The following is a 12886-nucleotide window of genomic DNA, read 5'->3' on the forward strand; positions in this document are numbered from 1 at the left end:
CCGGTGCGGAAGACTCGAGCACTCGTCGCTCAAGTCCCTCCGGGGCTTCGACGATGGCGGACTCATCGAGAGACGGAGCAGGACGGCGAGTGCTCAGGCCGGCCGATCCGTACGGACAGGACGGTGCACGGGATGTGCAGTCGGGGCCCGAGGACTCGCGTGCCTTGCGCAGGGAAATCGCTCCGGGTGGCGGCAGGCTGTGCGGAGAGGACGAGGAGGCGCACATGCGCGTGGGGATGACGGTATTGCCGGAGTATTCCGGAGAAGCCGCCCGGAAGATCTGGGCGAGCGTCGAAGAGTACGGGTTCGACCACGGTTGGACTTTCGACCACCTCGGTTGGGACGGGCTGCTCGACGGCCCGTGGTACGGCACGGTGCCGACGCTGACCCTCGCCGCACTGGTCACGTCGCGGCTGGAAATCGGCACGCTTGTGGCCAGCCCGAACTTCCGCCACCCGGTGGCCTTCTCCCGCGATCTGATCGGCCTCGACGAGATCAGCGAGGGGCGTCTCACTCTCGGCGTCGGCGCCGGCGCGGAGAGCGGGTACGACGTCGACGTTCTCGGGGAGGGAGCGCCGAAGAGCCGGGTCCGCAGGTTCGGCGAGTTCGTCGAGCTGCTCGATCGACTCCTCCGCGAGGACCATGTCTCCTTCCAGGGTGACTACTACTCCGCCGTCGACGCCCGTTCGGTGCCCGGGTGCCGGCAGCAGCCGCGGCTGCCGTTCATAGTGGCGGCCAACGGTCCCGGGGCAGCGTCTGTCGCGGCGCGGTACGGGCAGGGGTGGGTGACGATCGGAGGGAAGGCGGAGCGGCTCGACGCGTGGTGGCGTCTTGTCTCGGAGGCGAGCGACCGGATGACGGCTGCCCTTGCGACGCACGGGCGCGAGGCCGATCCGGAGTTCCGGCGAATGCTGCAGACCGATGCCGCACCGGTACTCAGTATTCAGTCGGCCGACTGCTTCGACGATTTTCTGGGCCGGGCCGACGAGCTGGGGTTCACCGATGTCGTCGCCCCGTGGCCGCGTGCGCAGGGTCCCTTCTCCGCGCCGCGGTCGGTGGTCGACCGGATCGCCGCGGACGTTCTTCCCCGGTGGCGGACTCCGGGAAACGTCTGACCGTCACCGACCGCCGGGGTATCCGAGAGGTGCGCCAACTTCCGCTCGGCAAAAGGCGATTCGAGCAACGGGCCAAGATGCGGGACGTCGTTCCTGCGGGGATGCGAGAGTGACGTCGGCACCCGAGCGGGTGCGCGGTTGGATCACCCGGCGTCTTGCCCACCAAGGACTCCGGTCGGCATGCGGCGACCGTGGTCAGTTCGGGGCGCCGCTACCGTTGTCTGTGGGAGGCTCAGGGGAAGGCCCGCGGAGCCGTCTGAGGCTCTGCCCCGGCCCGAATCGCAGCAACTGGAGATCAGCATGAACAGCGATCACCGTCCCTTCCGTCTGCTCGTCACGGGTGGTGGGACCGGCGGTCACACGTATCCGGCCCTCACCGCGGTGCGAACGCTTCACGCCCGTCTTGCGGCGCAAGGGGACCGGTTGGATGTCCTGTGGGTGGGCGAGGCGGACAGCCTGGAGTCGCGGGTTGCGGCGGCCGAGGGCATCGGCTTCGAGTCGGTGGCGGTGGGCAAGATCCGGCGGTCGAAGAACCCGATCAAGATGGTGTCCCCGGCGAACATCAAGGACATGAGCCGTGTTCCGCTCGGTGTGCTCCAGGCCCGCAAAGCGATCAGGCGTTTCGGTCCGGATGTGGTGCTGGCGACGGGCGGCTACGTGGCGGTCCCGGTCGGCGTGGCCGCGACCCGCCTGTGCCACGTCCCGCTGGTCGTGCACGAGCAGACCGTGCGCCTGGGGCTGGCCAACCGGACGCTGGCCGCAGCGGCGACGCGGGTCGCGGTGTCCTCACCGTCCACGCTGCCGCTCCTGCCCGAGAGCGTGCGCGCCGCCGCGGTGGTGACAGGCAACCCGGTGCGACCGGAGGTGTTCACCGGGCAGGCCCGGAAGGCGGTCGACGCCCTGGGGCTGCAGGGGTTCGATCCGCGGCTGCCCACCGTCTACGTGACCGGCGGCGCACAGGGGTCCCAGCAGGTCAACTCTCTGGTGCGTGACGTGCTGCCGTGGCTGGTGGAGCATGCCAACGTGATCCACCAGTGCGGGCGGGACAACGTCGAGGAGCTGCGCCGGCAGACCGGGCACCTGCCCGCGTGGGGCGCGGCGCGGTACCACCTGACCGGGTATGTGGGGGCGGAGCTGCCCGATGTCCTGGCGCTGGCGGATGTGGTGATCTCCCGCAGCGGCGCCGGGACGATCGCCGAGCTCACCGCGCTGGGCAAGCCGGCCGTCTTCGTCCCCCTCGCCACCTCGGCCGGCAACGAACAGGCTCACAACGCCCGCCACTTGGCCGACGGCGGAGCCGCCGTCGCACTGATCGACGACGTGTCCGCCCAGCGGCTGAGGGACGCCGTGGCACCTCTGCTGACGGACCCGGCGCAGCGCGCAGCCATGGCAGAACGGGCCCGTGCGCACGGTCGCCCGGATGCCGCTGAACGCCTGGTCGATGTGGTGCTCGCCGCGGCCGGGAGGTAGGCCTCCGGCCACAGGTGCTCACGGGTGGTGCCGGTGTGCGCCGTCCTCGATGAGGTCGGCACACACGGCGGTTCAGCTGCGGCGCCTGCCCACCGACCTGCTCCTGCCGGCCCACCTCGACGAGGCCCGTACCCACACTCCCGGCGGCGCTTGCCTCGGCCTGGCCATTGCACACCACCCACCCCGCGATGAGCTGCCGTCGCACTACCCGACACACGCCTCCGCACAGGTGCCGCCCCATGCTCGCACCACAGGAAGCCGGGACGACAAGGAGCGAATCGGCGTCGGCACCGCCACCGAGTCAGTTGCGGCTCAGTGTCCGCGTCACGCCCGCCACGACCGTCGTTGTCAGGATCCAGCCGACGGCGATCAGCCCGTACGCCAGCCCTTGTACGGTCCCCTCGTCCCAGTGCCAGCCGTCCCGCTGGCCGAGCCCGCCGAACGGCAGCATCAGATCGAGGGCGTATGCGACGGGGTTGAACGGTGCGCCCTCGCCCTTCTTGTTCGGTACGGGTGTGTGCGCGGCGAAGACGACCGAGCCGAGCAGTGTGAGCACCGCGAGCCAGATCCCGGCGATCCACGGCCGGTACCCGTATCCCACGGTTGCTTCCAGCAGCCAGCCCCAGGCCCGGCCGACCGAACCGAGCGTCGCCCGGCGCCGCCGCTCGCGCACCAGGAGCACGCGGCGTGCCTCGTCCTCGTGCCCGGACCGCCGGTAGTACGAGGCCAGTTGCTCGTACGGCTGCGGCGCGTACACCGGCTGGTGGCGCAGCCACGCGAGCCGGTTCGTCACGTCCTCGCGGCGTGTTCCCGCGGTCTCGCCGAGCCAGTCGTAGGTGAATCCGTCCAGGCCGAGCGTGGTGGGCCAGGTGCGGGGGTCGTCCTGGAGTCGGCTCGCGTGTGCGTTGCGCAGGTTCACGCCGCCCGAGGGCGGTTGGGCGAACTGCAGGTCGAGGGCCTCGGTTCGCATCCCCACGCACATCACCGAAGAGCCGGGTCCGGTGAGTTCGGCGTCCCGCAGAGAGACCAGGTCGTCAACCTGCGCGCCGCGCAGACGTATGCGACCGTCGGCCCGCAGGCCCTGGAGCCGCACGTTCGATGTCTTCACGGCGTCTCCGTGAAAAGCGAGCGTGTCCGCAGCCCCGACACTGATCCGCGCCCCGCGCATCCACAGCCCTCCCGGCAACTCGGCTCCGGGGAAGCCGACTTCACCTTCCGCGAGGAAGCCGTCCTCACAGAAGACGCCGCCACGCGCGACGAGCCCGCCCCCTTCCAGGGCGGTCCGCCCCGGTGCGACCAGATGCGCGCCGTCGAGCCGTACCCCGCCCGCGATGTCCGCGTGCACCAGGTCCACGGCGCTCGCGGCCCCGTCGCGCTCGCCGATGACCGACCGGCGCAGGTCAAGCCGCCCACCGAACTGGGTGGTCGACGCCCTCAGTCCGGGCAGCGCGCAGCCGACGACGGACACCGCCAGCGTCGTCGCGCCCTCCAGGCTGACGACCTCGTCGAACAGACACGCCTCGAACCGCACGGCCCGCCGGATCTCCGCTCCGTCAAGCCGCAACATCCCCCTGACGCGGGCGTCGCGCAGGACATACGGCTCCGATCCCGAGCCCTCGTCGAGGATCTCCCGTCTGACGCTCTCGGCGTCGACGCTTCGCTCAGGGGTGGGTGACACGGGGCGCTATGGAGCTGGTGTGGGCGGCGGGGGAATCGGTGAAAGTGAGGCTGGACCCGAGGGCGGGCTCGGGGTCGCGGATGTGGATGGCGGTGACGGGGCCGTGCAGTCGTGCCGCGGTGTTCATTCGACTCCTTGCGCTCCCTCCAGCAGGCGCGCGCCCTCATCGTGGACGACGCCGGTGACCGCAGCATTCCACACGCGGGGTGCAAGCCAGTCGCCTGGTCAGGCTCATGGGTCGTGTGTTCGCGGTAGGTGGCCGCGCCGCCAGGCAAGCGAGCGAGACGTGATCAGGGCTGTTCGCTGATGGCTCGGCAGGCCGCGATGAACAGGGTGTGGCACAGGTCGGTCAGTTCTTCGACGGTGGCCTTCTGGTGGCCGAGTGTCCAGTCCACGAGGAGTTCGTTGACTCCGCCGACCGGACTCATCGTGGTCATGGAGAGCCGGCTGCAGGAGGCTTCCGGGGCAGGGGGCGGTGCGACGACGGCGGCGATGAGCGCGGCGAATTCGTGCAGGACCTCACGGCGGCCTACTGCGAGGCGGGGGCTGGCGCCCACGACCTCGATGAGCACCAGGCGGGCCATGCGAGCGTCGCCGGTCAGTGTGCGGATGAACACCTCGAGGCCGGCGCGCAGTTGGGCGTCGGCCTCGGTAAAGGCCCCCCGCTCGACGCGGGCCAGGGCGGCTCGCGGCGCGGGCTTGCGCGCGGAAACCGATCAGTTTACGGTGGTAAAACTGATCGGTTTCTCGCTGTGAGGGCGAGTCTCGGACCCGAATCCCCAGGAGTACGGATGACTGCCGCGCGCGACGCCGAGGGGCAACCCGCGGCCCCGGCACCCAGGCTTCCGGCGAAGCTGGCCGCCCACCCATCGGTCCAGGCCGTACTCGCCCGGCGCAGGGCCGCTGCCGCGGTGAGGCCGCCGACGGTGATCGACGCGGAATGGCTGCGCGAGCTGTGCCTGACGGCCGGCGCCGACGACGCCGCCGCGGTCAGCCTGGACCACCCCGACCTGGCCGGTGAGCGCGAGCACGTACAGTCCGCGCTGCCCGGCACCCGCACCCTGATCGCGATGGCGATCCGGATGAACCGCGACAACTGCCGCTCCCCCGCCCGCAGCGTGGCCAACCAGGAGTTCCACCAGGCCGACGAGAAGGCCAACCACACCGCCCGCAGCGTCACCCAGGCACTCCAGGACGCCGGCTGCCGGGCGCTCAATCCATCGGTCGGCTTCCCCCAGGAGATGGACCGCTTCCCCGGGCGCATCTGGGTGGTGGCGCACAAGACGGTCGCGGTGGCCGCCGGGCTCGGCGTGATGGGCCTGCACCGCAATGTCATCCACCCGAAGTTCGGCAGCTTCGTGCTACTGGTCACCGTCCTGGTGGACGCCGAGGTAAGCGCGTACGGGCAGGCGCTGGACTACAACCCCTGCATCGACTGCAAGTTGTGCGTCGCCGCCTGTCCGGTCGGCGCCATCGCCAAGGACGGCGCCTTCGACGCACTGGCCTGCACCACGCACAACTACCGAGAGTTCATGAGCGGATTCACCGACTGGGCGCAGACCGTGCCGACAGCGAGGATGCCGTCGACTACCGCTCCCGGGTCACCGATTCCGAGAGCGCCTCCATGTGGCAGAGCCTGTCCTCACCCCCTGGCTACAAGTCCGGCTACTGCCTTGCCGTCTGCCCCGCCGGCGAGGACGTGTCGGGTCCCTACCTGGACGACCGCAAGAACTTCATGGACACCGTCCTGCGACCACTCCAGGACAAGCAGGAAACCCTCTACGTCCTGCCGGGCTCCCACGCGCAGGAGTACGCCCGGCGCCGCTTCCCCCACAAGCCCGTCAAGGAAGTGACCGGCGGCTGGCAGCCCCCGGCGAAACCTTCCGCGTCCACCGACCGAGAGACACGTACGTCATGAGTGGCATTCACCCCTTCCGCGTCCTGCGCGCCAAGCCTCTGTGGATCGCGAACGGCGTCATCACGGGCGTACTCGCCCTGCTGTTCGCCGTGTTCTACGTCGGCGCGAACATCGACCCGGTCGATCACATGACCAAGTTGCCCGTCGGCCTGGTCAACACCGACAAGGGAGCCGTCGTCGGCGGCAAGCAGGTCAACCTCGGGGCGCAGATCACCGAGTCGATCAAGAAGTCCACCGCGAGCGGGGACAAGATCGACTGGAAGGTGACGGACGAGAGGGGCATGAAGGAGGAACTCGGCGAGGGCAAGTTGTACGGCGCGCTCGTCGTCCCGGCCGACTTCACCTCCTCCACCACCACTCTGACCGGTGCCGCGGCCACCGGGACCCCGGCCCGTCCGACGCTGACGGTGCTGACCAACCAGTCCGCCGGCAGCGTGGGATCCAGCCTGGCCCGCGCGGCGACGACCCAGGCGGCCGAGAACGCCTCGCTCCAAGTGGGCAGGGAGCTGACCGCCCAGAGCGGGACCGGGCAGGCGAAACTGCCCGCCGCGGCACGCCTCCTCCTCGCCGACCCGGCCGCCGTCACCGTCGAGGACGGCCATCCGCTCGACTCGCACAGCGGCCTGGGCCTGACGGCGTTCTACTACGCGCTCGTCCTCGTGGTCTGCGGCATGCTCTCCGCCAATGTCATCAGCGGCCAGGTCGATCACGCCCTCGGCTACACGCACAACGACATGGGCCCGCTGCGCCTGCACCGCCCGCTGATCCGGGCGACCCGGGTGCAGACCCTGGCCATCAGCAGCACCCTCATGGCCGTCCTGTCCCTGCTGATGGGAACCCTGGTCATGGTGGGCGCGATCGGCCTCATGGGCATGGACGCCGCCCATCTGCCGCTGCTGTGGCTGTACTCGGTATGCGCCATCGCGGTCTCCGGGATCGGTGCGCTCACCCTCCTGGCCGTCTTCGGTACACCAGGCATGCTGGTGGTCACGCTGGTCTTCATCGGGATGGCGGTGCCGACGGCCGGCGCCACCACTCCGCTCCAGGCACTGCCCGGCTTCTACCGCTTCCTCGCGGAGTTCGAGCCGCTGCGGCAGATCACCGATGGCATCCGCTCGATCCTCTACTACGACGCCCAGGGCGACGCGGGTCTGACCCGGGGCTGGGTGATGATGGCCGCCGGTCTCGTGATGGCCGCGCTGTTCGGCTTCGGCGTGCTGGGGTGGTACGACCGCAAGGGGCTGCACCGCGTCCCGGCCGGGACGAAAGCCGAGAAGACCACCGTCCCCGCGTAGCCAACGCGACGCACCGAGGAAGCGGCCACTACTCGGAACGGGACCGATGCGCGTCGCCCCGTAGGCACGGGACGCGCATCCTCGAGGCTCGGCGACGGCCCTTCCCCCAGAGCCGTCGCCGAGCCGCCTCTCGTTGGCCCGCAGGTGTCCGCACGGCACCGACGGCCTACCCGACACCCCCCAGGTAAACCGATCGGTCTCATTTCCCCTCGATTCGAGTTAACCTCGTGGCATGACCACCGAAGTGAAGCCAAGCCCCAGAGAACGGCTGCTGGAGGCAGCGGCCACACTCACCTACCGAGACGGTGTCGGCATCGGCGTCGAGGCGCTGTGCAAGGCGGCGGGAGTGTCGAAGCGCTCCATGTACCAGTTGTTCGAGAGCAAGGACGAACTGCTGGCAGCGAGCCTGAAGGAGCGCGCGTCCGCCTTCGTCGCCGAGCTCCTGCCGATGGCGGACGACGACCGCTCACCCCGCGAACGGATCCTGCACGTCTTCGGCCGGATGGAGTCGCAGGCGAGTAGGCCCGACTACCAGGGCTGCCGATACCTGGCCATTCAGGTCGAGCTCAAGGACCAGACCCACCCCGCGAGCCAGGTGGCCCACCAGATCAAAGCGAACCTCACGGCCTTCTTCCGCTCCGAGGCCGAACAGGGCGGCGCGAGCGACCCCGACCTGCTGGCCCGCCAGCTCATCCTCGTCTTCGACGGCGCCAGCGCTCGCGCGGGAATCCAGGCCGACAACCTGACCGGGCTCATCGCACCCACCGTGACCACCCTGCTCGACGCGGCAGACATGCACTGACGCACCCCGTCCTCAGGCAGGCTCGGCGACCGAATCGCCCAGCGGGTCGATGCCCGGCCCCGACAGCCGGCACAGCGGCCGCGGCTTCACGCCCCCGCTTGCCGACCGTCGGCGGAAAGCCCAATGGCCGTAAGAGTGTTGCCGGGCATGCCACAGGTGAGGAAGCCCGTGGTCTCGTGGACATCGGCGCCCAGTGCCAGGCGCACGGTGTCCCACAGCCTCATCCAGCCGGCCCGGACGAGCTCGCCCAACCGATCATCGCTCTGCGCCTCGGCGGCCGCCACGACGGCGTATCCCTGCATCTGCATCAGAAGCACTTCGGGGCGCGCCGAGATCAGTCGCGCGTACTCCTCCGCCATGGCACGCAGGGCCTGCTCGTTGCCCTCCGCCCCGCCTGCCGCCCGCTCGAAGGCCGGCCGGGTGTCTTCCATGGTCCGCATCAAGGCGGCGACGAAGATTGCCTTCTTGTCCGGGAAGAGCCGGAACAGGTACGGCTGCGTGACACCGGCGCGTCGGGCGATCGCCTCGGTAGAGGTGCCGTAGTCGCCCTTGAGCGCGAACTCGGCGATCGCCGCGCGGATGACGCCCTCGCGCCTCTCCTGCGCACTCATCCTGACCATGTCGTCATTGCGGCAGGCTTGCACGCGGAAACCGATCGGTTTACGGTGAGGGGAAACCGACCAGTTTCGCGCCAGTCAGGAACTCATGATGACGACGAACCGGCCCGTGGCACTCGTGACGGGCGCGTCCTCCGGCATCGGGAAGGAAACCGCGCTCGCGCTGGCCGCAGCGGGTTTCAACGTGGTGGGCACAAGCCGCGACACCTCACGCGTCACCCCGCTCGACGGCGTGACGTTCCTCGACCTGGACGTAGCCGATGACGCCTCGGTCACCGCCGCGGTCCAGGAAGTGAGCGAGCGGTTCGGGCGGATCGACGTCCTGGTCAACAACGCTGGCGTCGGCTCACTGGGTGCGGCCGAGGAAACCTCCCTCGATCAGGCCCAGGGCGTCTTCGACACCAATGTCTTCGGGGTCATGCGCATGGTGAACGAGGTCCTGCCGTACATGCGCGGCCAGGGGCGCGGGCGCATCATCAACCTCTCGTCCGTGGTCGGATTCGTGCCCCAGCCCTACATGGCCGTCTACGCCGCCTCCAAGCACGCGGTCGAGGGCTACACCGAGTCCCTGGACCACGAGGTCCGTGACCACGGCATCCGGGCGCTTCTCGTCGAACCCGCCTATACCAACACCGGATTCGAGACCAACAGCGCGCGGCCCGACACACCCCTGCACGCCTACGAGAAGCAGCGGCAGACCGTCGACCGCGTGATGGCAGAGGCGATCAGGGACGGCGACGACCCCGCCGTGGTCGCCCGGGCGGTCGTCACGGCAGCCACCGACGCGAAGCCGAAACTGCGCTACGCCGCCGGCCCCACGGCCGGACGCGCACGCCTGCTCCGCTTCGTTCCCGCCTGGGCCTTCGACCGACAGATCCGCAAGATGAACCAGCTGGCCGGCTGACGCCTGCCCGCACTCACACACCCCGCAGGACAAGCGACGCAACGCAGCGGCGCATGACGGAGATCCAGATCCAGTTCGACGTCCCGGCGGACGTGCGTGACGGCACGGTGCTGCGCGCCGACGTCTACCGGCCGGGGGGTACGGAGCCGTGGCCGTTGCACCTGGCCCGGCCGCCGCACGGCAAGCAGACTCCCATGATGGGCGTCACACTCGATCCGCCGACGGCGGCCAGACAAGTTCCGTCCCGGGCCGCTCGACCAGGCGGCCGTGGAGGTGCGTGAGGACGTCCTGGTCTTCACCACCGAACCACTCACCGAGGACGTCGAGATGACCGGCCGGGTCCGGGCGGTGCTCCTCGCCGCCAAGGACCGCCCCTCGACCCACTGGGTGGCACGCCTGTGCGACGTCGACGAGAACGGCGTCTCACCCAATGTGGCTGTCGGCATCGTGAGGGTGCGCACGACGACACCGGGCGCGGCGGCCGAGAACGTCGTGGACCTGCGGTCGACCAGCATCGCCTTCAAGGCGGGTCACCGGGCCCTTCCACGACCCCGCCCGGCCGTCCCGCATCGTCCTGGCGGTGGTTCCGGTCCCGTAAGACTCGTCAGCACTACGTCCGTCGAGCCACCACGGCCGTGGGACCGGTCGTCACCCACGCGGGCCGGGCATGTGGCGACACCGAGCCGTACGGCGCACCGCTCCTCGATGCCGAGATCCGCCCGACGCCACCTCGACACCGCACGCCGTAGCCCTCCGCCACCCAACCGACTTGCACGAGAAAACCGATCGGTTTACGCTAATGGAAACCGATCGGTTTCTATTCTTCATGGAGACAGTCATGACAGCAATCAAGGGCGCCGGCGTCCTCGTGACCGGGGGCAGTCGCGGCATCGGCAAGATGCTGGTCGAGGAGCTCTACGCACGCGGGGCCGGCAAGGTCTATGCCACGGCCCGCGACCCACGCTCGGTGACCCACCCCGATGCCGTTCCGCTGGCGCTCGAGGCCACCGACCCGGCATCCGTGGCGGCCGCCGCCGAGCAGGCCCAGGACGTCACCATCCTGATCAACAACGCCGGCGCCTCCGTACGCGCCTCGTACCTCGACTCCCCGATGGAGGACGTGCGCCGGGATCTGGAGACCAACTTCTACGGGCCGCTGCTGGTGACCCGGGCCTTCGTGCCGATCATCGAGAGCAACGGCGGCGGCCACATCCTCAACGCCCACTCCGCGCTGTCCTGGCTCGCCGACGGCACGCCCTACGGCGCGTCCAAGGCCGCCCTGTGGTCGCAGAGCAACTCCCTGCGCCTGGAGTTGCAGCCGCGCGGCATCGCGGTGACCGGGCTCCACATGGCCTACGTGGACACCGACATGACCTCGGGCGTCGACGCGCCCAAGGCGGACCCCCGCGACATCGCCGTGGCCGCACTCGACGGCATCGAGGCAGGGGCGCACGAGGTGCTGGCCGACGACACCACCCGCTGGGTCAAGTCCCAGCTGTCCGCCGACCTGGAAGCGATGTACGCCCAGCTGCAGCCGTAGCGCACAGTCACCGATTTCAAGAAGACCCGCCCTGGCACGCCCGGCGTCACGGTTCGGGGCGCCGACGGCGTCCGGGTAAGCGGTCGTCGTGGGCCACAGCAGGAGCGTCCCGCCGAGGTCAACGCCGCCGTCGACCGCCTCGCCCGCGATGACGGGCCGGCACCCCGATGACACTCCGCAGAACAACCTCCCCGGCACCCTCCGGACAGAACGCAACCCGCAGCTCACACGCAGGCGCCCATCGAGTTGGGCGCCTGGCAGTCCCCCGCGGACCGGGAGTCCTGACCGAGACCCGGACCTGCGTCCTTTCCGAACAGCTGACGCACTGACCCACCCCAACCAAGGGCACCCGGTGCGCGCTTTCGTACGCCAGGACGACGAACGCGCGCACTCCCTCCGCCAGGCCGGGGCCGAGGTCTTCGTCGGTGACCTCCTCACCATCGCCGACGTGACCGCCGCGCTGAAGGGCTGCCGCCGTATCTACTTCAGCATGAGCCTGTCGCCGTACTACACCGACGCAGGACTACGCGGCCGCGCTCGGACGACAGGTCACCTACGTTCCCGAAGACGTGGAAACCTGGAACGAGACCTACGTGGACACCGCCCTGGCCGCGTTCCCGCACACCGCGGAACACCTCAAGACCCTCACCCGACTGATGGGCAGCGGCGGATACCGCGGCGCCACCGACCAACTGGAAACCCTGCTCGGACGCCCGCCGAAGACTGTGCGATGGGCGCTGGAAAACCATCCGCGCATCCGCGAGCTCGCTTCGGCTTGAGGCATTGGGCCTCTCCAAGCCGACGGTGCTGAGCGCGAGTTGGGCGGCCCTGTGCAACGACCGGTCAGCTCCCTGGGACCCGGTCAGATCTTCCAGGAGCGGAGTTGGTCCGCGACCTCGGGAACGCGCAGGCGGGTGTCGCGGATCTTGCGCACGAGATCGGACAGGGCGCCGTAGGGCGGGTCGATGCCCTCGCCGGACTGGCTCATGTACTGGGCGGTGACGAACGCGGCATACAGGCCGTTTCGGTACGGAAGTGGCTCAAGGCGGACGATGGTGTGCATGAGCGCCGCGGCGCGCCATGCGGCGTCCGGGTCGGCGGCCTGAAGCGTGGGCAGCTTGGTCTTGTGCCGGGCGACGGCGGCGACCAGGGCGGAGTAGTCCGCGACGGACATGTCCTCGCCGTTGCCGAGGGCGGCCTCCTGGACGTCGAGGAGCCAGGAGACGTCGATGTGCAGGTGCATCAGGCGGCCGTGGCTCCGCCCGGGCGCTCGGCGGGGGGTACTTCGTCAGGGAAGGCGTCGTCGAACTCCCCGCGCAGCCGGTCGGCCCAGTCGCTCGCACCCGCGATGAACTGCCTGCGCTGCATCTCACGGACACCGAGATCGTGCAGGTACTGCTTGAGGCTCTTGCCGTCGGCGGCCGCGGCCGCGCGCACGCCCTCGAGCTCCTCTTCGGTGAACGACACGTTCAGGGATGGCATACACCCGATGGTACCTAGTAGGTGCCTGCCATGCGAGGGATTCGGCGACCAGGACGCCGCTTGCG

At 69.8% G+C, this 12886-nt stretch carries 15 protein-coding genes and 2 pseudogenes; 11 read left to right on the forward strand and 6 right to left on the reverse strand.

Features of this window, described 5'->3' with window-relative positions:
• The first annotated feature begins 224 nt into the window (after positions 1–224).
• The gene (locus ACWD3I_RS42320; protein WP_365407187.1) at positions 225–1115 is read left to right on the forward strand and encodes an LLM class flavin-dependent oxidoreductase; all 891 of its coding nucleotides are present in this window, start codon (positions 225–227) and stop codon (positions 1113–1115) included.
• A 300-nt stretch (positions 1116–1415) separates the two neighbouring features.
• A complete protein-coding gene (locus ACWD3I_RS42325) occupies positions 1416–2585 on the forward strand; it encodes a UDP-N-acetylglucosamine--N-acetylmuramyl-(pentapeptide) pyrophosphoryl-undecaprenol N-acetylglucosamine transferase (RefSeq protein ID WP_365407184.1) in 1170 nt (389 codons plus the stop codon).
• 301 nt (positions 2586–2886) lie between these two features.
• Here the strand turns inward: ACWD3I_RS42325 and ACWD3I_RS42330 are convergent, their stop codons facing one another.
• From ACWD3I_RS42330 to ACWD3I_RS42340, 3 genes are all read right to left on the reverse strand, one after another.
• Positions 2887–4263 (reverse strand): oxidoreductase, encoded by a 1377-nt coding sequence (locus ACWD3I_RS42330; RefSeq protein WP_365407180.1) that lies wholly within the window; start codon positions 4261–4263, stop codon positions 2887–2889.
• Entirely contained in the window at positions 4247–4390 is a 144-nt protein-coding gene (locus tag ACWD3I_RS42335) for a hypothetical protein (RefSeq protein ID WP_365407177.1), read from the reverse strand. Before ACWD3I_RS42335 ends, ACWD3I_RS42330 begins: the two co-directional genes overlap by 17 nt.
• A gap of 163 nt (positions 4391–4553) precedes the next feature.
• Entirely contained in the window at positions 4554–4880 is a 327-nt protein-coding gene (locus ACWD3I_RS42340) for a hypothetical protein (RefSeq protein WP_365407174.1), read from the reverse strand.
• A 174-nt stretch (positions 4881–5054) separates the two neighbouring features.
• Here ACWD3I_RS42340 and ACWD3I_RS42345 point away from each other — a divergent pair, with 174 nt between their 5' ends.
• From ACWD3I_RS42345 to ACWD3I_RS42355, 3 genes are all read left to right on the forward strand, one after another.
• A complete protein-coding gene (locus tag ACWD3I_RS42345) occupies positions 5055–6116 on the forward strand; it encodes a 4Fe-4S binding protein (RefSeq protein ID WP_365407171.1) in 1062 nt (353 codons plus the stop codon).
• 61 nt (positions 6117–6177) lie between these two features.
• On the forward strand, positions 6178–7476 hold the full coding sequence (locus tag ACWD3I_RS42350) for a DUF3533 domain-containing protein (RefSeq protein ID WP_365407168.1): 1299 nt from the start codon (positions 6178–6180) through the stop codon (positions 7474–7476).
• A 232-nt stretch (positions 7477–7708) separates the two neighbouring features.
• Positions 7709–8278 carry a TetR/AcrR family transcriptional regulator gene (locus ACWD3I_RS42355; protein ID WP_365407165.1) on the forward strand — a complete coding sequence of 190 codons (570 nt, stop codon included), beginning with the start codon at positions 7709–7711 and terminating at the stop codon, positions 8276–8278.
• An 86-nt stretch (positions 8279–8364) separates the two neighbouring features.
• On the opposite strand, the gene ACWD3I_RS42360 is transcribed toward ACWD3I_RS42355, so the two are convergent.
• Positions 8365–8898, reverse strand: a complete 534-nt coding sequence (locus ACWD3I_RS42360) for a TetR/AcrR family transcriptional regulator (protein ID WP_365407262.1) — start codon at positions 8896–8898, stop codon at positions 8365–8367.
• An 88-nt stretch (positions 8899–8986) separates the two neighbouring features.
• Here ACWD3I_RS42360 and ACWD3I_RS42365 point away from each other — a divergent pair, with 88 nt between their 5' ends.
• From ACWD3I_RS42365 to ACWD3I_RS42390, 6 genes and pseudogenes are all read left to right on the forward strand, one after another.
• Entirely contained in the window at positions 8987–9799 is an 813-nt protein-coding gene (locus ACWD3I_RS42365) for an oxidoreductase (protein WP_365407162.1), read from the forward strand.
• Between the two features lie 53 nt (positions 9800–9852).
• On the forward strand, positions 9853–10080 hold the full coding sequence (locus ACWD3I_RS42370) for a hypothetical protein (protein ID WP_365407159.1): 228 nt from the start codon (positions 9853–9855) through the stop codon (positions 10078–10080).
• A gap of 46 nt (positions 10081–10126) precedes the next feature.
• Positions 10127–10276: pseudogene (locus ACWD3I_RS42375) on the forward strand (hypothetical protein); the annotation flags it as partial.
• Positions 10277–10637: 361 nt separating this feature from the next.
• Positions 10638–11339, forward strand: a complete 702-nt coding sequence (locus ACWD3I_RS42380; RefSeq protein ID WP_451084339.1) for an SDR family oxidoreductase — start codon at positions 10638–10640, stop codon at positions 11337–11339.
• 148 nt (positions 11340–11487) lie between these two features.
• Positions 11488–11775: pseudogene (locus ACWD3I_RS42385) on the forward strand (hypothetical protein); the annotation flags it as partial.
• Between the two features lie 133 nt (positions 11776–11908).
• Positions 11909–12118, forward strand: a complete 210-nt coding sequence (locus tag ACWD3I_RS42390) for a hypothetical protein (protein ID WP_365406410.1) — start codon at positions 11909–11911, stop codon at positions 12116–12118.
• An 83-nt stretch (positions 12119–12201) separates the two neighbouring features.
• On the opposite strand, the gene ACWD3I_RS42395 is transcribed toward ACWD3I_RS42390, so the two are convergent.
• Complete coding sequence (locus tag ACWD3I_RS42395; protein WP_365406398.1) at positions 12202–12582, reverse strand: toxin Doc; 381 nt, start codon at positions 12580–12582, stop codon at positions 12202–12204.
• Positions 12582–12821: a hypothetical protein gene (locus ACWD3I_RS42400; protein WP_365406395.1), complete on the reverse strand. Its 240-nt coding sequence runs from the start codon at positions 12819–12821 to the stop codon at positions 12582–12584. Before ACWD3I_RS42400 ends, ACWD3I_RS42395 begins: the two co-directional genes overlap by 1 nt.
• Positions 12822–12886: the final 65 nt, after the last annotated feature.

It is taken from the genome of Streptomyces sp. NPDC002817, from assembly GCF_053592055.1.